Source organism: Sphingomonas melonis DAPP-PG 224 (assembly GCF_000379045.1).
Lineage (GTDB): Bacteria > Pseudomonadota > Alphaproteobacteria > Sphingomonadales > Sphingomonadaceae > Sphingomonas > Sphingomonas aquatilis.
Genome location: NZ_KB900605.1, coordinates 3,505,331 through 3,527,239, shown reverse-complemented (window position 1 = coordinate 3,527,239; position 21,909 = coordinate 3,505,331). Strand labels below are relative to the sequence as shown.

The following is a 21,909-nucleotide window of genomic DNA, read 5'->3' as shown; positions in this document are numbered from 1 at the left end:
AGCAGCGCAGCATGATACGGTTGTTTCACGTCAGCGACGTCCATTTCGGGGCGGAGGATCCTGCGGCCATCGCCTGGTTCGGCAAGTGCGTCGCCGACGAAGCGCCCGATGCCGTCGTGATGACCGGCGACCTGACGATGCGCGCCACCCGCCGCGAATTCCAGCGCGGCGGCGAATGGCTGGCGAGCCTGGGCGTGCCCGTCACGCTGGAAGTCGGCAATCACGATATCCCTTATTATTGGGACCCGTTCCGACGGTTGTTCGCGCCGTATCAGCGCTATGCCGCGGTCGAGCGGATGATCGAGCGTGAACTCGACCTGCCGGGCGTCACGATCGTGCCGTTGAAGACGACGGCGCGCGCCCAATGGCGGTGGAACTGGTCGAAGGGGCGGGTGAGTTCGGGATCGCTGCGGCGCGCGCTGGCGATGATGGCGGAGGCGCCCAAGGGCAACGTCATCCTGGTCGCCGCGCACCATCCGCTGATCGACGGCGGCGCCAAGGGGACCGCCAAGACGCATGGCGGTGACGCGGCGCTCGGCGCACTGGCGGAGGCCGGCGCCCATGCCGTGCTGTCGGGCCACGTCCACGATCCCTTCGACCTGCCGATCGAGCGCCACGGCCGGATCGTGCGGATGATCGGTGCGGGCACGCTGTCAAAACGGACGCGCCATACGCCGCCGGCGTTTAACGAAATCCGCGTCGCGGACGGGGCGTTTGAAACGATCGTGCGGCGGATGGGCGAGGCGCCGGTAGCGGCCGCTTAGCCGGGATAGGGCGCCAGGGCGGTCGGCCCTGCGACGTCCGCCACTCCCGCCGGTCGCAGCGCACCGCCCGCAAGGCCGATGGCACGCATCGCGGCGAGATAGTTGCTCGCCGCCATGACCGCGCACAGCCAGCCGACTAGCAACGCATCGACGGTGAGGATCGGCCAAAGCCATACGCGTGGCGCCATGATCGCCGCAGCGCCAAGCAGATAGTGCGGGATCATCAGCGGCAGCATCGCCGCGACCGTAAAGGCGATCGTCCACGGCAGCCGCCGCGCCATGATCCGAACCGAGGCGGCGGGGCCGATCGACGCATCGCCCAGCGTCGCCGCGACCGTCCAGGCGACCAGCAGGCACTGGACGATCAGGCCACCCGCCAACCCGGCGAGCAGCGCCCCCGGCGTCTGTGGCAGACCAAACAACTGCGCCGCCGACAGCGCGATGTGGATCGCCACCACGCCCGCGAACAGCCGCATCGCCAGCGGATCGCGCTGCGCCGCGAACCGGGGGTCGCGTGTGTGGACGAAGCGCGTGATCCAATAGGTAGGGATGAGCAGCGCCAGCACCTTCACCATCCCCAGCGCCATGCGCAGCGGATGATGCTCCAGCGCCTTGGCGGCGGCGATGCTGTCGTACATCCCGATATGCACCTCGGCGACGTGCTGGAGCAGCTCGAAGACGACCGGCACCAGTGCGAGCAGCGGGCAGGCGGCGAGGAAGGCGAGGCTGCCGCCATAGCTCGTCCGAAGGCCCTTCCAGAAGGTCATGGTTCATCTCCCTGGTGCGTGAACGTGAGGATGTCGCCGGGCTGGCAATCGAGCACGGTGCAGATCGCCTCCAGCGTCGAAAAGCGGATCGCCTTGGCCTTGCCCGTCTTGAGGATGGAGAGGTTGGCGAGGGTGATGTCGACGCGTTCGCTGAGCTCGGTCAGCGTCATGCGCCGGGCATGCAGCATGTCGTCCAGGTGGACACGCACCGGCATCAGACGGTGCCGTCCAGATCGTCGCGCATCGCCGCGCCCCGTTCGAACACCTGCGCCAGGACGAACGCGATCAGCACCGCGAGCCAGCCGGTGAAGCTCGGTTGCCAGTCGGGATAGTCGATGTGCAGCACATTGGCCGCCACGCGCGCGAGGCCATAGCCAAGGTCGGCGAGCTGGATCACCAGCAGCATCCACCCGATCGTCCGCACCCGCGCGGCATTGGTGCGCGCGAAGGGATCGTCCTGCTCGACCGTGCGCAGGATCGCCCGCAACGCCTTGAGCAGCCGCTCGACCGCCACGCCGACGGGGATGCCGACCAGCATCGTCAATTGTAGGAACGCGATCACCGCCGCGGTGTCGACACGGCCATGATATTTGCGGACCAGAAGCCGCTCGATCAGCTCGGCGCCGGGCAGCGTCGCGATCAGCACCGCGACGAAAAAGGCGATCGCAATGGCATTGGCGATCCGAAACGCTTGCACGACACGGACCGACCAGACCAGCAGGCGAGGGGGCTTGGGCTTCGCATCTTCCATCATCAGATGATGCGCATGATATCGAAAAACGGCAAGTGATTCATTGAAAAACGATATGACAGGCGCTGTGGTCGGATCGGTGCGGCTCGCCAGCCGCTACCGACCTTTTCGACGTGCAGAAGCGCCCGCCGGCTTCATCGCCTCAATAGGCCGCGGTGAAGCGGGCGTGGGGATGGCGGTGGTGTTCCAGTTCGTCGACCATCGCGATCGCATAATCGGCGAAGCTGATCCGGCTGTTCCCGGCGTCGTCGGTCACCAGCGCGTCACCACCCAGCCGGAAGTGGCCGGTGCGGGGACCTTCGAAAATGTCGGCCGCGGGCGAGAAGAAGGTCCAGTCGATGTCGCGTACGCTGCGCAAGGCATCGAGGAAGGCCACGCCGCCCTCGGCAAAGGCCTTCCACTCCTCTGGGAATTCCGGCGTGTCGATCAGGGCGACACCCGGCGCCACCTCGAGACTGCCCGCGCCGCCGGTGAAGAGCAGCCGCCGTACCCCGGCCTGGCGCAAGGCGGATAGCAGCATGTCCGCGGTCACGTCGAAATGGAGCGCGCTCACGACAGCGTCATGGCCGTGCAGCAACGTAGCGAGGGCGGCACTGTCCTGCGCATCGCCGGCGACCGGCGTGACGCCGTCCGCCACGGGAATGCGATCCGGGTGCCGGGCGATCGCCGTGACCCGATGATCGCGCGCCGCCAGTTCCTTCGTAATCTCCGATCCCGCGCGCCCGCTTGCGCCCAACACCGCCACCTTCATGATCATCGTCCTCGATGGTTTCCGATAGTGACCATCTCGGCTACGACCCGATGCCATGCAAGACGGCACCTTTATGTTACCCGGTCACCTGGAAGTGATCGACCGCGGCAATGTCTACGCGCGCGACTGCCCGGCGCGGAAGCTGCTCGACCGGATCGGCGACAAATGGAGCGTCCTGATCCTGCTCCTGCTGGGAGATGGCGAGCTGCGCTTCAGCGTTCTGAAGCGGCGCATCGATGGCATCTCGCAGAAGATGCTCAGCCAGACGCTGCGATCGCTGGAGCGCGATGGCCTCGTGTTGCGCCGCGTCGAACAGAGCGTTCCGATATCCGTGTCCTATGCCATCACCCCACTGGCGCGGGGATTGCTGACGGCCATGCAGGGGATGATCGACTGGGCCGAAACGGCGATGCCAATGGTCGAGGCGGCGCAGCGGCAGTTCGACGATCGCCCGCAGCGGATGTGAGTCCCCGGACGCCCGAAAGGAGCGATCGTCCGATCCATCCCATTCGCAAGCCACGAAAAAGCCGCCGCCCGGCATCCCGGACGGCGGCTTTTCTGTCAGGTCAGGCCGGGGCCTGAGCCGGGATTACTCCCGGTTCAGATATTCGCCCGCGGCTTCGTCGCTGCCGTCGCCCGAGGGGACGACTTCGGCGAGCGGATCGGGACCCGTGCCGGCATCGTCACGCACCGAACGCTGCTGTTCGGCAGCGCGCAGTTCCGCGGCCGACGCCGGGGCGACGATCGCCGCCTGCAACGCACGCTGCTGGACGCGGAGCGCCGCATCGCGCGAGGAGGCCGCGACGCGCAGGCGGTTCATGCCCGCGCCGGTGCCGGCCGGGATCAGACGGCCGACGATGACATTCTCCTTCAGGCCCATCAGCGTGTCCTGCTTGCCCTGGACCGCCGCCTCGGTGAGGACGCGGGTGGTTTCCTGGAACGACGCCGCCGAGATGAAGCTGCGGGTCTGCAGCGACGCCTTGGTGATGCCGAGCAGGACGGGCTTGCCCTGCGCACGGACCTGGTTCGCGTCGAGCTTGTCGTTGATCGCGTCCATTTCCTCGCGATCGACCTGCTCGCCCTTCAGCAGCGTGGTGTCGCCGCCGTCGGTGATCTCGACCTTCTGCAGCATCTGACGAACGATCGTCTCGATGTGCTTGTCGTTGATCTTCACGCCCTGCAGTCGATAGACTTCCTGGATTTCGCTGACGAGATATTCGGCCAGCGGCTCGATGCCCATCGTTTCCAGAATGTCGTGCGGGTTCGGCGAACCGCCGATCAGGTTGTCGCCACGCTTGACGTAGTCGCCTTCCTGAACGTCGATCACCTTCGACTTCGGCACCAGATATTCGACGATATCGCCGCCGTCCTCCGGCTGGATGCCGATCTTCCGCTTCGCCTTATAGTCCTTGCCGAACACCACGCGGCCCGAAACCTTGGCGATGATCGCCGCTTCCTTCGGGATACGCGCTTCGAACAGCTCGGCGACGCGCGGCAGACCGCCGGTGATGTCGCGGGTCTTGGCGGACTCGCGGCTGACACGGGCCAGAACGTCACCGGCCTGCACTTCGGCATTGTCGTCGACCGACAGCACCGCACCCGGCGCCAGCATGTAGCGGGCGGCCTCGCCGTCTTCCGACGTCGTCAGGGTCAGGCGCGGACGCAGATCCTCCTTCGACTTGGACGAGGTGCGATATTCGATCACGACGCGCTGGGCGATGCCGGTCGCTTCGTCGGTCTGCTCGGTGAGCGTCTTGCCCTCGGTCAGGTCCTGATACTTCACGATACCGGAGTTTTCCGTGATCACCGGCATGGTGAACGGATCCCACTCCGCCATGCGATCGCCCTTCGACAGCATATGGCCGTCGTCGAACATCACATAGGCGCCGTACGGGATGCGGTGCGTCGAGAGCTCGCGACCGTCCATGTCGACGATCATGATCTCGCCCGAACGCGACAGCACCACGCGACGACCGCGCTGGTCGACGATCAGGCGCAGGTCCTTGAACACCGCGGTGCCGTCGACCGGCGCCTCGAGGTTCGACTGCTCGTTGAGCTGCGCCGCGCCGCCGATGTGGAAGGTACGCATCGTCAGCTGCGTGCCCGGCTCACCGATCGACTGTGCCGCGATGACGCCGACCGCTTCGCCGATGTTCACCGGCGTACCGCGGGCGAGGTCACGCCCGTAGCACTTGCCGCAAACGCCGATCTTCGATTCGCAGACCAGCGGCGAGCGGATCTTCATGCCCTGGATGCCCATGGCCTCGATCTGCGCGACCATGGCTTCGTCGAGCAGCGTGCCGATCGGGATCACCACCGCATTGGTCTTCGGATCGACGACGTCTTCGGCCGTGGTGCGGCCCAGGATACGCTCGGCGAGCGACGCGATGGTCGAACCGCCCTGCACGATCGCCTTCATCTCCAGCGCGCGCTCGGTGCCGCAATCCTCTTCGATGATGACGCAGTCCTGCGACACGTCGACGAGGCGGCGGGTGAGGTAACCCGAGTTGGCGGTCTTCAACGCGGTGTCCGCGAGGCCCTTACGGGCGCCGTGGGTCGAGTTGAAGTATTCAAGAACGGTCAGACCTTCCTTGAAGTTCGAGATGATCGGCGTTTCGATGATCTCGCCCGATGGCTTGGCCATCAGGCCGCGCATGCCGGCGAGCTGCTTGATCTGCGCGGGGCTACCACGCGCACCCGAGTGGGCCATCATGTAGATCGAGTTGATGTCCTTCTCGCGGCCGACCATCGGGCCGTCCTCATAGTGACGGACCGCCTTGATCTCGTTCATCATCGAGTTCGCGACCTGGTCGCCGCAACGGCTCCAGGCGTCGATCACCTTGTTGTACTTCTCCTGCTGCGTGATCAGGCCGTCCTGATACTGCTGCTCGAAGTCCTTCACCTGCTCGCGCGTCTCGTCGACCAGACGATCCTTGTCCGGCGCGATGATCATGTCATCCTTGCCGAACGAGATGCCGGCGCGGAACGCGTGACGGAAGCCCAGCGCCATGATCGCGTCGGCGAACAGCACCGTCTCCTTCTGGCCGGTGTGACGGTACACTTCGTCGATCACCTCGCCGACGTCCTTCTTGGTCAGGACGCGGTTGACGGTGTCGAAGGGCACCTTGTGGCTCTTCGGCAGGCACTCACCGAGCAGCATGCGGCCCGGGGTCGTCTCGTAACGCTTGAGGTACTGATTGCCCTGCTCGTCGGTCTGCGGAACGCGGCTGATGATCTTGGTGTGCAGCGTCACCGCGCCGGCGAAGAGTGCCTGATGCACCTCCTCCATGTCGGCGAGCAGCATGCCTTCACCCGGCTCCTTCTCCTTCTGGAGCGAGAGGTAATAGAGGCCCAGCACCATGTCCTGCGACGGCACGATGATCGGCTTGCCGTTCGCGGGCGACAGGATGTTGTTGGTCGACATCATCAGGACGCGCGCTTCCAGCTGCGCTTCCAGCGACAGCGGAACGTGGACGGCCATCTGGTCGCCGTCGAAGTCGGCGTTGAACGCCGAGCAGACCAGCGGGTGAAGCTGGATCGCCTTGCCCTCGATCAGCACCGGCTCGAACGCCTGGATGCCCAGACGGTGAAGCGTCGGCGCACGGTTCAGCATGACCGGGTGCTCGCGGATCACCTCGTCCAGGATGTCCCAGACTTCCTTGCGCTCCTTCTCGACCCACTTCTTGGCCTGCTTCAGGGTCATCGACAGACCCTTGGCGTCGAGGCGTGCGTAGATGAACGGCTTGAACAGCTCGAGCGCCATCTTCTTCGGCAGGCCGCACTGGTGCAGCTTCAGCTCCGGGCCGGTCACGATGACCGAACGGCCCGAATAGTCGACGCGCTTGCCGAGCAGGTTCTGACGGAAGCGGCCCTGCTTGCCCTTCAGCATGTCGGACAGCGACTTGAGCGGACGCTTGTTCGCGCCCGTGATCGTGCGGCCGCGACGGCCATTGTCGAACAGCGCGTCGACGGCTTCCTGCAGCATGCGCTTTTCGTTGCGGACGATGATGTCCGGCGCACGCAGCTCCATCAGGCGCTTCAGGCGGTTGTTGCGGTTGATGACGCGGCGATACAGATCGTTGAGGTCCGACGTCGCGAAACGACCGCCGTCCAGCGGCACCAGCGGGCGCAGCTCGGGCGGGATGACCGGCACGACCTCGAGGATCATCCATTCGGGACGGTTGCCCGATTCCAGGAAGCTCTCGACGACCTTCAGGCGCTTGATGATCTTCTTGGGCTTCAGCTCCGACTTGGTCGTCGCCAGCTCTTCCAGAAGCTGCACCTTCTCGCCCTCGAGGTCGAGGTTCTCGAGCATGATGCGGACCGCTTCCGCGCCGATGCCGGCCGAGAAGGCGTCTTCACCGTACTCGTCCTGCGCTTCGAGCAGTTCGTCTTCGGTCAGCAGCTGATACTTTTCGAGCGGGGTCAGGCCCGGCTCGATCACGATATACGCCTCGAAGTACAGCACGCGCTCGAGCTGCTTGAGCTGCATGTCGAGCAGCAGGCCGATGCGGCTCGGCAGCGACTTCAGGAACCAGATGTGCGCGACGGGGGCGGCCAGTTCGATATGGCCCATGCGCTCGCGGCGCACCTTCGACACCGTGACTTCGACACCGCACTTTTCGCAGACGATGCCCTTGTACTTCATGCGCTTGTACTTGCCGCACAAGCATTCGTAATCCTTGATCGGACCGAAGATGCGCGCGCAGAACAGGCCGTCACGCTCGGGCTTGAACGTGCGATAGTTGATCGTCTCGGGCTTCTTGATCTCGCCGAACGACCACGAACGGATCTTGTCGGGCGAGGCGATACCGATCTGGATCTGGTCGAAGGTTTCCGGCTTCGCGATCGGATTGGCGAAATTGGTCAGTTCGTTCATGGGTATGAACCTCTTTTGAAACTCAACTCCTCTCCCATCGGGAGAGGAAGGGGCCCGCCAGCGAAGCTGGTGGGAAGGTGAGGGCAGGGCAGACCGCTGCCCTCACCCTTCCGGCGCGTTGCGCGCCTCCCTCCCTCTCCCGCCGGGAGAGGGAAGGCCGTGGCTTTACTCCGCCGCCTCGGCGAGGCCGCCTTCGTCTTCCAGGTCCTGCATGGACTTGAGGTCGACGTTGAGGCCCAGCGAGCGCATTTCCTTGACGAGCACGTTGAAGCTCTCGGGGATGCCGGCCTCGAACGTGTCGTCGCCCTTGACGATCGCCTCGTAGACCTTGGTGCGTCCGACGACGTCGTCCGACTTCACCGTCAGCATCTCCTGCAGCGTATAGGCAGCGCCATACGCCTGCAGTGCCCAGACCTCCATTTCGCCGAAGCGCTGGCCGCCGAACTGCGCCTTACCGCCCAGCGGCTGCTGGGTGACGAGGCTGTACGGGCCGATAGACCGCGCGTGGATCTTGTCGTCGACCAGGTGGTGCAGCTTCAGCATGTAGATGATGCCCACGGTCACGCGCCGGTCGAACTTGTCGCCGGTGCGGCCGTCGAACAGCTCCGACTGGCCCGACGTGTCGAGACCCGCCAGCTCCAGCATCGCCGACACGTCGCTTTCGCGCGCACCGTCGAACACGGGGGTGCCCATCGGCACGCCGGTGCGGATGTTCTTCACCAGCTCGGCGATCTCTTCCGGCTCGCGGCTCTGGATGTCTTCGGCATAGTGATCGCCATAGACTTCGACGAGGCGCGTCTTGACCGCGTCGGGCATGTCGCCCGCCTTGGCGTCCGGATTGGCCTCACGCCACTCTTCGAGCTGCGCCGCGACCTGCATACCGAGGTTGCGTGCCGCCCAGCCGAGGTGCGTTTCGAAGATCTGACCGACGTTCATGCGCGACGGCACGCCCAACGGGTTCAGCACGAGATCGACCGGCGTACCGTCCGCGAGGAAGGGCATGTCCTCCTGCGGCAGGATGCGGCTGATGACGCCCTTGTTACCGTGACGGCCGGCCATCTTGTCGCCCGGCTGCAGCTTGCGCTTCACCGCAACGAAGACCTTGACCATCTTGAGCACGCCCGGCGGCAGCTCGTCGCCCCGCTCCAGCTTCTCGCGACGATCGTGGAACTTGTCCGTGATCCGCTTGGCCGCTTCGTCATACTGCTGCTTGACGGCTTCCAGGTTCGACTGGACCGCATCGTCCTGCACGGCGAACTTCCACCATTCATGGCGGTCGACGCTGTCGAGCAGGTCCATGTCGATGGTCGAGCCCTTCTTGACGCCCTTCGGCGCCGCGGTCGCGACCTGATCCAGCAGCATCTCGCGCAGGCGACTCCACGTCGCCCGGTTGAGGATCGTGCGCTCGTCGTCCGAGTCCTTCTTCAGGCGCTCGATCTCTTCGCGCTCGATCGCCATCGCGCGCTCGTCCTTGTCGATGCCGTGGCGGTTGAAGACGCGGACGTCGACGATCGTACCGGCAACGCCCGGCGGCAGACGCAGCGACGTGTCGCGCACGTCCGACGCCTTTTCGCCGAAGATGGCGCGAAGCAGCTTCTCTTCCGGCGTCATAGGGCTTTCGCCCTTCGGCGTGATCTTGCCGACCAGGATGTCGCCCGGCTCCACTTCGGCACCGACGTAGACGATGCCCGCCTCGTCGAGGTTACGCAGCGCTTCCTCGCCGACGTTCGGGATGTCGCGGGTGATGTCTTCCGGCCCCAGCTTCGTGTCGCGCGCCATCACCTCGAACTCGTCGATGTGGATCGACGTAAACACGTCGTCCTTCACGATCCGCTCCGAGATCAGGATGGAGTCTTCGTAGTTATAGCCGTTCCAGGGCATGAACGCGACGAGCGCGTTGCGGCCCAGAGCCAGCTCGCCGAACTCGGTTGACGGGCCGTCGGCGATCACGTCGCCAGCGTTGACCACGTCGCCCACCTTCACCAGCGGACGCTGGTTGATGCAGGTCGACTGGTTCGAACGCTGGAACTTCATCAGCGTGTAGATGTCGACGCCCGACTTGCCCGCGTCCACGTCACCGGTGGCGCGCACGACGATACGGCTGGCGTCGACCTGGTCGACGATACCTGCACGCTTGGCGGCGATCGCCGCGCCCGAATCGCGCGCGACGGTCTCTTCCATGCCGGTGCCGACGAAGGGCGCTTCCGCCTTCACCAGCGGCACGGCCTGACGCTGCATGTTCGAGCCCATGAGCGCGCGGTTGGCGTCGTCGTTTTCCAGGAACGGAATGAGCGAGGCGGCGACCGAAACGAGCTGCTTCGGGCTGACGTCCATCAGCGTGATCGTTTCCGGCAGCGCCATCAGGAACTCGCCCGCCTGACGCGCCGAGACGAGGTCTTCGGCGAAGCTGCCGTCGTCCTTCAGCTCGGCCGAGGCCTGCGCGATCGTGTGCTTCGCCTCTTCCATCGCCGACAGATAGACGACGTCGTCGGTGACCTTGCCGTCGATGATCTTGCGGTACGGCGTTTCGATGAAGCCGTACTTGTTGACGCGGCTGAACGACGCGAGGCTGTTGATCAGACCGATGTTCGGGCCTTCCGGCGTTTCGATCGGGCAGATGCGGCCATAATGCGTCGGGTGAACGTCGCGGACTTCGAAGCCCGCACGCTCACGCGTCAGACCGCCCGGCCCGAGCGCCGAAACGCGACGCTTGTGCGTCACTTCGGACAGCGGGTTGGTCTGGTCCATGAACTGCGACAGCTGCGACGAACCGAAGAACTCGCGCACCGCGGCAACCGCGGGCTTGGCGTTGATCAGGTCGTTCGGCATGACGGTCGACACGTCCACTGACGACATGCGCTCCTTGACCGCACGCTCCATGCGCAGCAGGCCGACGCGATACTGGTTCTCCAGCAGCTCGCCCACAGACCGCACGCGGCGGTTGCCGAGGTTGTCGATGTCGTCGATCTCGCCCTTGCCGTCCTTCAGGTCGACCAGCGTCTTCACCACGGCGAGGATATCCTCGGTGCGCAGCGTCGTCACCGTGTCCGGGCAGTCGAGGTCGAGGCGCATGTTCAGCTTGACGCGACCCACGGCCGACAGGTCGTAGCGATCGGGATCGAAGAACAGGCCGGCGAACAGCGCTTCGGCGGTTTCGAGCGTCGGCGGCTCGCCGGGGCGCATGACGCGATAGATGTCGCTGAGGGCCTGCTCGCGCTCTTCGGCCTTGTCGGCCTTCAGCGTGTTGCGGATCCAAGCGCCGGTCGACACGTGGTCGATATCGAGCAGTTCGATGCGATCGATGCCCGCCTTGTCGAGCTTTTCGAGGTTCTCGGCGCCGATTTCGTCGCCCGCCTCGACGTAGATTTCGCCGGTCGCTTCGTTGATCAGGTCATAGGCCGAATAGCGGCCGTAGATTTCCTCGGTCGGGATCAGCAGCTCGGTCAGGCCGTCCTTCGCCGCCTTGTTGGCTGCGCGGGGGCTGATCTTCTGCTGTGCCGCGAATACGACTTCGCCCGACGAGGCGTCGACGATGTCGAACAGCGGCTTCACGCCGCGCCAGTTCTCGGCCGCGAACGGAATACGCCAGCCGCCTTCGCCGCGGACGTAGGTCACGCGGTTGTAGAAGTGGTTGAGGATGTCCTCGCTGGTCATGCCCAGCGCATAGAGCAGCGCCGTCACCGGCAGCTTGCGCTTGCGGTCGATACGGACGTTGACGATGTCCTTGGCGTCGAACTCGAAGTCCAGCCACGAGCCGCGATACGGGATCACGCGCGCGGCGAAGAGATACTTGCCGCTCGCATGCGTCTTGCCGCGGTCATGGTCGAACAGCACGCCCGGCGACCGGTGCATCTGGCTGACGATGACGCGCTCGGTGCCGTTGATGAAGAAGGTGCCGTTCTCCGTCATCAGGGGCATGTCGCCCATGTAGACGTCCTGCTCCTTGATATCGATGACCGACTTGGCTTCGGTATCGGGATCGACCTCGAACGCGGTCAGGCGCAGCGTGACGCGCATCGGCGCGGCATAGGTGATGCCGCGCTGGCGGCATTCCTCGACGTCGAACTTCGGCGGTTCGAGGACGTAATCGTCGAAGTCGAGATAGGCGGTGCCGGCGAAATCCTGGATCGGGAAGACGCTGCGCAGCGTCTTTTCCAGACCCGAGACGTGGCCCGTCGACTTGTCGGAGCGCAGGAACTGCTCATAGCTTTCGCGCTGAACCTCGATCAGGTTCGGCATCTGGATGACTTCGTGGATATCCCCGAAGATCTTGCGGATGCGCCGCTTGGCGGTGCTGCCCTGGATCGCCTTGGTGGCCATGAGCGTTATCTGTCCTCAAGTCGCTGGCGAGGCCCGGATGGGTCCCGCCGGAATGTCGTGCCCGGAAATCCCCGGACCGGACGCACGAAGCGACGCAAAAAAGCCGATCGCATGATACTGCGTCGGCCTTTGGCGTCTGAAACCGCAACCCTCTATCCGTACGAAGCGCTGCGCGACGGCGCTTCATGTCCCGAAAAGCTGTGGTGAGCCGCCCATATAGGCGCGGTATTGGATGCTGTCAAAGGGCGGACGTCCAACAGCGATCCAACACGGACTTCAGCCTGGGCACCGGTTCGGCCGGTCGCCTTGGCGGGGCGGTTCGTCGCAGCGCGACTGGCGGTCGTCGCTGCATGCCGCAGAGCGGGGGCTTATCTTTGGAAGAGTTCCGCACCGATGACGAGTTTCCGGGGTGTGCGTCGGCGCACGATCCCCTTCCTGATGGCGACCGCCGTCGCGCCCATGGCGATCGTGACGATCGCTCCGGCCGCCGCGCAGACCGGCAATGGCACGGCCGCGCAGACGTTGCCGGGGCTGGACAATTTCAGCCTGCCGCCCTCGCAGCCGACACCCACGCCGAGCCCGACGCCGGCTCCGGTCATCGCGCCGTTGCCGACCCCTACGGCGTCCCCGCGGCCGACGCCGACACCGCGCGTGAGCCCACGTGCCACGCCGACGCCGACGCCGCGCGTCACAGCGACCCCGACGCCGCGGGCGACCGCATCGCCTACGCCGGCCGCCACGCCGGCAGCGACAGCGATGCCAACCCCGACGCCGACGGCGACTCCCACAGCATCGCCCACGCCGGTCGAGGCCGCTACGCCGTCGCCCGCGGCCACGACCGTACCGGCGACCGCACCGGATAGCGGCTCCGATTACGGTTGGCTGATCGGGCTGGCAGTGGTGCTGGGCCTCGGTGGGGCAGGGGCTTGGTGGTGGCGTCGCCGCCGCGCCGACGCCGCGGATGAGCCGGTCACCCCTGCTGCGCCTGTGCCCGTTCCGAAGCCGCAACCGGTCCGGCCGCGCACGCCGGCCGCGTCACCCGCCACGCCGCCAGCGCCCGTACCCGCGCCGATATCCGCACCCGTCGGGGATCGCGGGCGGCTGTCGCTGAGCCTTCACCCGCGCCGCGCCGGCCTGAACCTGCTCAGCGCGACGGTGGAGGCCGAGCTGGTCGTCCACAACGACGGCAGCGCACCCGCCCAGTCGATCCGCATCGGCGCGGCGCTGATTGGTGCGACACCGGGGCAGGGCGACGAGATCGCGCCCGTGTTCGACCAGCCCGTCGTCCGCCCTGCGACCCCGCCCTTCGCGCTCGGCCCCGGCGAGGAGCGGCGGATCCGTCTGGTCGTCGCGCAGGCGCGGGCGGATATCGTCCCGCTCACCGCAGGCGGCCGGACGTTGTTCGTCCCCGTCGTCGCGGTCAACGCGCTGTATGATGCTGGCGCCGGCATCGCCGGGCAAAGCGCGCGCGGCTTTGCGGTCGGCGTCGAGCGCGTCGACAGCGCCAAGCTCGCGCCCTTCTGGCTCGACCAGCCTGCGCGCATGCACGAACAGCTGGCGGTCCGCCCTTATGGCGCCGGGGTAGAGCGCTAGCCGACACCGCCCGTCCGGCACGAACCGGACGGGCGGGCGACGCGGTTCAGGCTGCAGCCTTCAGCGTCGCCATGTCGATGACGAAGCGATACTTGACGTCGCCCTTCACCATGCGGTCGTAGGCCTCGTCGATCTGCTCCATGCGGATCATCTCGATATCGCTGGTCAGGCCATGCTCCTTGCAGAAGTCGAGCATCTCCTGCGTCTCCTTGATCCCGCCGATCAGCGAGCCCGCCAGCGCGCGGCGGCGGAAGACGAGGTTGCCGACCGAGGGCGCCGGGTGCGGCTCCGCGGGCACGCCGACGAGGCACATCGTGCCGTCGCGCTTCAGCTGGACGAGCAGTGCGTCGAGGTCGTGCGGGGCGGCTACCGTGTTCAAAATAAAGTCGAACGAGCCCTCGTGCGCGGCCATCTGGTCGGCGTCTTTCGAGACGATCAGATCCTTGGCGCCGAGGCGCTTGGCGTCGTCACGCTTGTTCGGCGAGGTCGAGAAGACATAGACCTCCGCGCCCATCGCCGCGGCGATCTTGACGCCCATGTGGCCGAGGCCGCCGAGACCGACGATGCCGACCTTCTGGCCGGGGCCCACCTTCCAGTGATGCAGCGGCGAATAGGTGGTGATGCCGGCGCAGAGCAGCGGCGCCACGGCGGCAAGGTCCTGTTCGTCATGGCCGACGTGGAGAACGAAATCCTCGGTCACGACGATATGGTCGGAATAGCCGCCGAAGGTGTGGCCGCCCATCACCTCGTCCGGGCCGTTATAGGTGCCGACGAAGCCCGTCGTCTCGCAATATTGCTCCTCGCCGTCGTTGCACGAGGGGCAATGGCCGCAGCTGTCGACCATGCAGCCGACGCCGGCGATGTCGCCGACCTTGAACTTCGTCACGTCGCTGCCGACCGCGGAGACGCGACCGACGATCTCGTGGCCGGGGACGCAGGGGTAGAGCGTCCCGTCCCACTCGCCGCGCGCGGTATGGAGATCGGAATGGCAGACGCCGCAATAGAGGATGTCGATCGCGACGTCCTTGGCACCGGGATCGCGGCGTTCGAAGTGGAAGGGCGCGAGCGGCGCGTCGGCAGCCTGGGCGGCATAGCCCTGGGTGGCGGTGGGCATCGGAAATTCCTTAAAGAAACGAATGGGGTTCGGAGCGCGCTGCAACGCAACACGATCGCTTCGGCTCCCGATCATTTCTTCGATTAATCCGATCGCTTACGTCGATGGCGCGTCCGGCGCCGGCACCATCACCAAGGCATCGATCGCCGCCTGCAGAATGTGGGCGGCGGCAAGATTATCGATCCGTTCGGCGCGCTTGGCGCGGCTCATATCCTGTTCGATCATCGTGCGTTCGACCGCCACCGTGCTCCAGCGTTCGTCCCACAGCAGGATGGGGAGGGCGAGATCGGCGCAGTTGCGTGCGAAGGCGCGGGTCGACTGGCTGCGCGGGCTTTCCGTCCCGTCGAGGTTGAGCGGCAGGCCGAGCACGATGCCGCGGACGTGCTGCGCGGCGATCAGCTTGGCGATCGCGGCCTTGTCCGCGGTGAACTTGGTGCGGCGGATGAGGTCTGCGGGACTCGCGAAGCTCCAGCCGGCGTCGCACAGCGCCGTGCCGATCGTCTTGGTGCCGAGATCGAGCCCGATCAGGCGACCACCCTGCGGCAAGGCCGCGCGGAAATCGGTGCGGTCGAGGGTGATCATGCGCTGGCTCCGAACGCGGCGAGGCGGCGGGCGGCGTCGGCGCGGACATTGGCCCAGAACAGGCTGTAGTCGTAGACGTGGTAGTTGTTGCCGGGCAGGACGTAACCCCCCACCTCCGGCGGCGTGCCGATCAGCAGGACACCGCGCGGGTCGCAGCGCGCGGGCACCTTGCCCGGCTGGATCGTCGCCGTGCTGAGGTCGGCGCTCGGGTACAGCGTGCCGCGGTTGGCGCTGGCCGGCGCGGCGGTGCCTGCGGTGCCGGTCAACGGGTTGGTACAGACCATCGGGGTGCCCTTGCGCGGGCGGCCGTCGAAGCCGGTCGTCGTGTCGTAAAGGTCGGTGATGAGCGACGGGTCGGCGGGCTCGGCAAAGCTCTGCCACGACAGCAGGCAGCGGGCCTGATCGGGCCGGGTGCATTCGGGCAGGCCGAGCGCGGCGAGGTCGGTCGTCTTCGACACCGGCCAGCCGACGACATAGGCCGCGACGATACGACGCGCGATCGGCGTGCCGGCGATTTTTTCGCGCAGCAGCCGGGTGAGGTGGAGCGCACCCTGGCTATGGCCGGCGAGGATGATCGGGCGCTTGGGGTCGACTTGGCGCACGAAGGCGTCGAAGGCGGCGGCGACGTCGCGATAGGCGAGGTCGAGCGCCTGGGTGGCGCTGGCCTCGCTGGTCAGGAAGGCGCCGAACGTCGCCTGGCGGTAGCGCGGTGCCCAGATGTCGGCGCTGTCGTTGAACGCGCTCGCTTGGCCGCGCAGGAAGATCGCGGCGCGGGCGTTGGTCTCGGCATCGTCGAGCGCGGCGTTCCAGTGCGCGCGGCCGATGTACGAGGTGGGGTGGATGAAGAAGACCGCGGCCTTCGCCTGTCCCGCGGCGGCGGGGGTGTAGCCGGTGGGCGTCCACCGCGCGGGATTGCCGGGAAGGTCGGGGCGGGCGATCCACATCTTGGCGTTGGCATAGACGCGCGGATCGACGCTCGCCTGCGCCTGGAACGTCTCGGTCGGCACCAGCGCCATGCGCAGGATGCGGTTGCCCGCAAGGCGATAGGCGATCGCCCCGGCGATCACGAGCGCGATCAGGACGGCGAAGACATAGAGGAATTTACGCGCCAAGCGAGGCTCCCGGTTCAATGGGCGTGCTCTGCCCGATGCGGGGCGGCGGGGCAATGCGGGGTGAGGCAATCAGGATTTCGGTCCGAAACGGTCATTCGGTATTTACCAATTGTGGGTACTGCTGCCGCACAGAAGGGGAGCAGGCCATGATGATCGCCGCGGTGACCAGGGCAGATCGTGCGATTGCCATGCCGTCCATGGGCGGACGTCAGGCCGGGTTCGAAGCGGCGCTCGCGGTGCAGGCCACGCCGTCCGCCGGAGATGATGCGCGTACCAGTGCAACCGCGGCGGTGGCGGCCTTCGACCTCGACTATGGGGCCGGTGGACACAGCCGGGCCGACGTCGAAGCGCGTTATGCCGAGGGCGCGCGGACCGTCAGCGCGGCACAGGGCTTGCCCGAGGGGCGCTACGACTTTTCCGCAATGAGTCCGCGGAAACTGCGGATCGTGACCGGCCATCTCGTGCTGAGCGGAGCGGCGCGCTCCGACGCCATGGCGCAGCTGACCGCCCCGATCGATACGGGCGACGGCGGCACGACGGCCGGCGCGCCGACCGACTGGCTGGCGACGCTGAACGATCGGATCACGGATGCAAAGGCGCGGGTGGACGGTGACGCGATCTATCTGGAGTCGGCACGGTTCACGCTGCAGCGGTTCCACACGAAGAGCGATCGGGCGCCGGGCGCCGGGCCGCTCGCATCGTCGGCGCCCATGACGGCCGGCGCCAAGCTCGACGCGGCGCTGGAGGCCTTCCGCAAGGAAGGGAAGATGACGCCGGCCGAGCGCATGCGGCGGCAGGTGATGAAGGAGATGAAGATCACCGAGGACGATCTGAAGGCGATGCCGCCCGAACAGCGCGACGCAACCGAGAAGAAGATCGGTGAAGAGGTGGCGTTGCGGCTGAAGAAGCTGGGGATCGACGGCGGGGGCGCCGGTACGCGGTCGGTAGAGGAGTATGTCGCCGCACAGGGATAGAATACCCGTTACCCGTTCGCCCTGAGCCTGTCGAAGGGCGGGCGGCCGGATGCACTGGAGCCGCCTATGGAACTCCGTGTTTCGACAGGCTCAGCACGAACGAGGGGCGGCGGGGCGACCCGTCCGCAACCGAAGCTGTTGCGCCGCAGCGCGGGCTTGGTGTAGCCGCATCGGCATGTCCGTAGACACCGCCACCGTAAAGAAGGTCGCCGCGCTCGCGCGCATCGCGATCACCGACGAGGACGCCGGCCGCCTCGCCCCCGAACTCAGCAACCTGCTCGGCTGGATCGAGCAATTGGGCGAGGTCGACACCGCCGGGGTCGAGCCGATGACCGCGGTCATCCCCAACACGCTGCGCCTGCGCGACGACGTGGTGAACGCCGATCCGCTGACCGGCGGCGGCATCCGTGACGACCTGATGGCCAATGCGCCGCAGGCGGAGCACGGCTTCTTTACCGTTCCCAAGGTGATCGAATAATGACCGACCTGACCGATCTGGGCATCGCCGCGATCCGCGACGGCGTGCGCGCCGGCAGCTTTTCCGCGGTCGAGGTCGCCGACGCCTTCGTGGTGAAGGTCGCCAAGGCCAAGCCGCTCAACGCCTTCCTGGTCGAGACGCCCGACCATGCGCTCGCTGCCGCCAAGGCCGCCGATGCCGCGCGTGCCGCCGGCGAGACGCTGAAGCCGCTGGCTGGCGTGCCGATCGGCATGAAGGACCTGTTCTGCACCAAGGGCGTGGCCACCACCGCGGCGAGCCACATCTTGGAAGGCTTCACGCCGACCTATGAATCGACCGTGTCGCAGAACCTGTGGAACGCGGGCGCGGGCATGCTCGGCAAGCTGAACATGGACCAGTTCGCGATGGGCTCGTCGAACGAGACCAGCGCGTTCGGCAATGTCGTGTCGCCGTGGCGCAAGCCGGGCAGCGACGCGCCGCTCGCCCCCGGCGGATCGTCGGGCGGCAGCTCGGCGGCGGTCGCGGCGGGGCTGTGCCCGGGTGCGACGGGCACCGATACCGGCGGATCGATCCGCCAGCCCGCCGCCTTCACCGGCATCAGCGGGATCAAGCCGACCTATGGCCGCTGTTCGCGCTGGGGCACGATCGCCTTCGCCAGTTCGCTCGACCAGGCCGGGCCGATGGCGCGCGACGTGCGCGACTGCGCGATCATGCTGGAAGCGATGGCGGGCTTCGACGCCAAGGACGCGACCTCGCTGCAGCTCGACGTGCCCAAGTGGGAGCAGGAGCTGACCGGCAACCTCGCCGGCAAGCGCGTTGGCATCCCCAAGGAATATCGCGTCGACGGCATGCCTGCCGAGATCGAGGCGCTGTGGCAGGCCGGGATCGACTGGCTGAAGGATGCGGGTGCCGAGATCGTCGAGGTGTCGCTGCCGCACACCAAATATGCACTGCCCGCCTATTACATCATCGCGCCGGCCGAAGCGTCGTCGAACCTCGCGCGCTATGACGGCGTGCGCTACGGCCTGCGCGACCTGCCTGAGGGCGCGGGGCTGCAGGACATGTATGCCGCGACGCGCGCCGCGGGCTTCGGCGCTGAGGTGAAGCGCCGGATCATGATCGGCACCTATGTGCTGTCGGCCGGTTTCTACGATGCCTATTACACGCAGGCGCAGAAGGTGCGGACGCTGATCGCGCGCGATTTCGAGCGGGCTTGGCAGCAGTGCGACGTGCTGCTGGCGCCGACCGCGCCGTCGGCGGCGTTCGCGCTGGGCGATAAGTCGGCCGATCCGCTGGCGATGTACCTCAACGACGTGTTCACCGTGCCGTCGAGCCTCGCGGGCCTGCCGGCGATGAGCGTGCCGGGCGGGCTCGACAAGGACGGCCTGCCGCTGGGCTTGCAGATCATCGGCAAGGCGCTGGACGAGCAGGGCGTGCTGAACGCTGGGCTCGCGATCGAGGAGCGTGCGGGCTTCGTCGCGCGGCCGGGATCGTGGTGGTAACCGACCGGACCTTCACGACACGCAACGTCGCGATGCTGCGCGAAGCGCAGGCCGCGCTCAACGTCGCGTTCGGGGCGATCCTCAGCGCCTATGTCGGGATCTCGCTCGCCGAGATCGACAACCATCCGTTCGACCACCACGTGCTCGCGCGGTTCTTCATCGCGCTGGCGGTGTTCATCCTGGGGCTGTCGGTCGGCAACAGCCTGATCCTGCGGGGCGAATTCCGGCTGAGCGCGATCTTCCTGATCCTGGCGCTGATCGCCGCGGTCTTCGCGCATCACGAGGGCACGGTGCTGCGCTTCGAGGGCGCGATCCTGCGCATCCTGGCCGGCTGCTGGGTCGTCGCGCTGCTCGGCAGCAACATTGCGCTGACCGCGATCAACTATCTTCATCATCGGAATCGAACATGAGCGACTATCGCATCCAGGGCGCCACCGGCGAATGGGAGGTCGTGATCGGCCTGGAAGTCCACGCCCAGGTCACGTCCAACGCCAAATTGTTCTCGGGCGCCGCGACCGCCTTCGGCGCGGAGCCGAACACGCAGGTCAGCCTGGTCGACGCGGCGATGCCGGGCATGCTGCCGGTGCCGAACATGGAGTGCATCCGCCAGGCGGTGCGCACCGGCATGGCGATCGACGCGCAGATCAATACGTGGTCGCGGTTCGACCGGAAAAACTATTTCTATGCCGATCTGCCGCAGGGCTATCAGATCAGCCAGCTCTACCATCCTCTGGTCGGCGAGGGCGCGGTCGAGATCGCGCCCGACGACAAGAATCCGGACGCGACCAAGACGATCGGCGTCGAGCGCATCCACGTCGAACAGGACGCGGGCAAGCTGATGCACGACCAGCATCCGACGCGGTCGTATGTCGACCTCAACCGTTCGGGCGTGGCGCTGATGGAGATCGTCAGCCGGCCGGACATGCGATCGCCGGCCGAAGCGGGGGCGTATCTCACCAAGCTGCGCTCGATCCTGCGCTATGTCGGCAGCTGCGACGGCAACATGGATCAGGGGTCGATGCGCGCCGACGTCAACGTCTCGGTCCGCAAGCCGGGCGACGCATTCGGCACGCGCACCGAAACGAAGAACGTCAATTCGGTGCGCTTCGTGATGCAGGCGATCGAGCATGAGGCGCTGCGTCAGGTCGAGGTGCTGGAGAGCGGCGGCACGATCGTGCAGGAAACGCGCCTGTTCAATCCGGACACCGGCACGACGCGGTCGATGCGCTCGAAGGAAGACGCGCACGATTACCGCTATTTCCCCGATCCCGACCTGCTGCCGCTCGAGCTGGACGAGGCGTTCCTGGCGGACTGCCGCGCCAGCCTGCCCGAGCTGCCCGACGCCAAGCGTGCGCGCTACGAAGCCGCCGGCATCTCGCCCTATCAGGCGGGCGTGCTGACCGCTGAGGTGGAGGCGGCGCGCTGGTTCGACGCGCTGCTCGACGCGGGCGCGAAGCCGGTCGCGGCGGCGAACTGGACGACGTCGGAACTGTTCGGCGCGCTCAACCGCGTCGGCAAGAGCATCGCCGAATCGCCGGTGTCGCCGACGCAGGCGGCCGAACTGCTGGCGCTGGTCGCCGACGGCACCTTGTCGGGCAGCCTGGCGAAGCAGGTGTTCGAGGTGATGCTGGAGACGGGCGAGGCGCCAGCCAAGATCGTCGAGGATCGTGGCCTCAAGCAGACCAGCGACACCGGCGCGATTGAGGCGGTGATCGCCGAGGTGCTGGCGAAGAACCCCGGCCAGCTGGAACAGTATCGCGGCGGCAAGGAGGCGCTGTTCGGCTTCTTTGTCGGCCAGACGATGAAGGCGATGGGCGGCAAGGCCAATCCGGGCGTGGTCAACGAGCTGCTCAAGAAAGCGCTCGCCGGCTGATGGTCACGCGGATCGCCCGGTGCCGGTGCGGACAATTGTCCGCGACCTGCACGGGCGATCCGGTGCGGGTGTCGGTGTGCCACTGTCGCGGGTGCCGGCGGCTGACCGGCGGCGCCTTCTCCGCGCAGGCGCGCTTTCCCGCCGAGGCGGTGACGCTGGCAGGTGCGTTCCAGACATGGGAACGCGTTGGCGACAGCGGTCGTCGCGCCTGGTTTCGCTGGTGTCCGAACTGCGGTGCCACCGTGATGTTCGTCAACGAAGGCTATGAGGACATGCCGGCAATCCCGATCGGCGCCTTTGCCGATGACGATGCGCCGACCCCGACGCTGTCGATCTTCGAAGCAAGCAAGCTGCCGTGGGTGGCGGTGGCCGGCGAGGGGATCGAGCATTTCGCCTGATCTGCACCCGCCAGTGAGATCGTATCCGCCAGTTCTTCGTCATTGCGAGCGGAGCGACGCAATCCAGGGCGT

The 21,909-nt window shown here is 66.6% G+C and carries 18 protein-coding genes; 9 read left to right on the top strand and 9 right to left on the bottom strand.

Annotated features, from left to right (window positions below):
* Nucleotides 1-11 precede the first annotated feature (11 nt).
* Nucleotides 12-764, top strand: a complete 753-nt coding sequence (locus tag SPHME3_RS0117125; protein ID WP_018251099.1) for a metallophosphoesterase family protein — start codon at nt 12-14, stop codon at nt 762-764.
* Here the strand turns inward: SPHME3_RS0117125 and SPHME3_RS0117120 are convergent.
* The 4 genes from SPHME3_RS0117120 to SPHME3_RS0117105 all read right to left on the bottom strand — a co-directional run bounded on the left by SPHME3_RS0117120 (nt 761) and on the right by SPHME3_RS0117105 (nt 3,033).
* Nucleotides 761-1,531, bottom strand: a complete 771-nt coding sequence (locus SPHME3_RS0117120; RefSeq protein WP_017978130.1) for a hypothetical protein — start codon at nt 1,529-1,531, stop codon at nt 761-763. The two genes, SPHME3_RS0117125 and SPHME3_RS0117120, sit on opposite strands and share 4 nt — an antisense overlap.
* Nucleotides 1,528-1,746, bottom strand: a complete 219-nt coding sequence (locus tag SPHME3_RS0117115; RefSeq protein ID WP_017978131.1) for a helix-turn-helix domain-containing protein — start codon at nt 1,744-1,746, stop codon at nt 1,528-1,530. Before SPHME3_RS0117115 ends, SPHME3_RS0117120 begins: the two co-directional genes overlap by 4 nt.
* Nucleotides 1,746-2,285, bottom strand: a complete 540-nt coding sequence (locus tag SPHME3_RS0117110; RefSeq protein ID WP_017978132.1) for a DUF2975 domain-containing protein — start codon at nt 2,283-2,285, stop codon at nt 1,746-1,748. The genes SPHME3_RS0117115 and SPHME3_RS0117110 overlap by 1 nt, the downstream gene beginning before the upstream one ends.
* Nucleotides 2,286-2,424: 139 nt before the next feature.
* Complete coding sequence (locus tag SPHME3_RS0117105; protein WP_024310483.1) at nt 2,425-3,033, bottom strand: NAD(P)-dependent oxidoreductase; 609 nt, start codon at nt 3,031-3,033, stop codon at nt 2,425-2,427.
* 73 nt (nt 3,034-3,106) lie between these two features.
* On the opposite strand from SPHME3_RS0117105, the gene SPHME3_RS0117100 reads away from it, so the two are divergent.
* Nucleotides 3,107-3,499: a winged helix-turn-helix transcriptional regulator gene (locus SPHME3_RS0117100; protein ID WP_033374087.1), complete on the top strand. Its 393-nt coding sequence runs from the start codon at nt 3,107-3,109 to the stop codon at nt 3,497-3,499.
* A 123-nt stretch (nt 3,500-3,622) separates the two neighbouring features.
* Here the strand turns inward: SPHME3_RS0117100 and rpoC are convergent, their stop codons facing one another.
* Together rpoC and rpoB are read right to left on the bottom strand one after the other, a co-directional pair.
* Nucleotides 3,623-7,912, bottom strand: coding sequence for a DNA-directed RNA polymerase subunit beta' (gene rpoC, locus SPHME3_RS0117095; protein WP_017978135.1), 4,290 nt, complete (start codon nt 7,910-7,912; stop codon nt 3,623-3,625).
* Between the two features lie 165 nt (nt 7,913-8,077).
* Nucleotides 8,078-12,232, bottom strand: coding sequence for a DNA-directed RNA polymerase subunit beta (rpoB, locus tag SPHME3_RS0117090; protein ID WP_017978136.1), 4,155 nt, complete (start codon nt 12,230-12,232; stop codon nt 8,078-8,080).
* Between the two features lie 393 nt (nt 12,233-12,625).
* Between rpoB and SPHME3_RS21620 the strand changes: the two genes are divergently transcribed.
* A complete protein-coding gene (locus SPHME3_RS21620) occupies nt 12,626-13,825 on the top strand; it encodes a hypothetical protein (protein WP_231372508.1) in 1,200 nt (399 codons plus the stop codon).
* A gap of 46 nt (nt 13,826-13,871) precedes the next feature.
* On the opposite strand, the gene SPHME3_RS0117075 is transcribed toward SPHME3_RS21620, so the two are convergent.
* The 3 genes from SPHME3_RS0117075 to SPHME3_RS0117065 form a co-directional block, all read right to left on the bottom strand.
* Complete coding sequence (locus SPHME3_RS0117075) at nt 13,872-14,939, bottom strand: NAD(P)-dependent alcohol dehydrogenase (protein WP_017978139.1); 1,068 nt, start codon at nt 14,937-14,939, stop codon at nt 13,872-13,874.
* A 96-nt stretch (nt 14,940-15,035) separates the two neighbouring features.
* The gene (gene ruvX / locus SPHME3_RS0117070; RefSeq protein WP_017978140.1) at nt 15,036-15,521 is read right to left on the bottom strand and encodes a Holliday junction resolvase RuvX; all 486 of its coding nucleotides are present in this window, start codon (nt 15,519-15,521) and stop codon (nt 15,036-15,038) included.
* Entirely contained in the window at nt 15,518-16,633 is a 1,116-nt protein-coding gene (locus SPHME3_RS0117065) for a DUF3089 domain-containing protein (protein ID WP_017978141.1), read from the bottom strand. The genes ruvX and SPHME3_RS0117065 overlap by 4 nt, the downstream gene beginning before the upstream one ends.
* A 146-nt stretch (nt 16,634-16,779) precedes the next feature.
* Between SPHME3_RS0117065 and SPHME3_RS0117060 the strand changes: the two genes are divergently transcribed.
* From SPHME3_RS0117060 to SPHME3_RS0117035, 6 genes are all read left to right on the top strand, one after another.
* Complete coding sequence (locus SPHME3_RS0117060) at nt 16,780-17,607, top strand: hypothetical protein (RefSeq protein WP_020486429.1); 828 nt, start codon at nt 16,780-16,782, stop codon at nt 17,605-17,607.
* 175 nt (nt 17,608-17,782) lie between these two features.
* Nucleotides 17,783-18,085: an Asp-tRNA(Asn)/Glu-tRNA(Gln) amidotransferase subunit GatC gene (gene gatC, locus SPHME3_RS0117055; RefSeq protein ID WP_017978143.1), complete on the top strand. Its 303-nt coding sequence runs from the start codon at nt 17,783-17,785 to the stop codon at nt 18,083-18,085.
* On the top strand, nt 18,085-19,566 hold the full coding sequence (gatA, locus tag SPHME3_RS0117050; protein ID WP_017978144.1) for an Asp-tRNA(Asn)/Glu-tRNA(Gln) amidotransferase subunit GatA: 1,482 nt from the start codon (nt 18,085-18,087) through the stop codon (nt 19,564-19,566). Before gatC ends, gatA begins: the two co-directional genes overlap by 1 nt.
* Complete coding sequence (locus tag SPHME3_RS0117045) at nt 19,560-19,976, top strand: hypothetical protein (protein WP_231376773.1); 417 nt, start codon at nt 19,560-19,562, stop codon at nt 19,974-19,976. The genes gatA and SPHME3_RS0117045 overlap by 7 nt, the downstream gene beginning before the upstream one ends.
* Nucleotides 19,973-21,439, top strand: coding sequence for an Asp-tRNA(Asn)/Glu-tRNA(Gln) amidotransferase subunit GatB (gatB, locus tag SPHME3_RS0117040; protein ID WP_017978146.1), 1,467 nt, complete (start codon nt 19,973-19,975; stop codon nt 21,437-21,439). Before SPHME3_RS0117045 ends, gatB begins: the two co-directional genes overlap by 4 nt.
* Nucleotides 21,439-21,837 (top strand): GFA family protein, encoded by a 399-nt coding sequence (locus SPHME3_RS0117035; protein WP_020486430.1) that lies wholly within the window; start codon nt 21,439-21,441, stop codon nt 21,835-21,837. Before gatB ends, SPHME3_RS0117035 begins: the two co-directional genes overlap by 1 nt.
* Nucleotides 21,838-21,909: the final 72 nt, after the last annotated feature.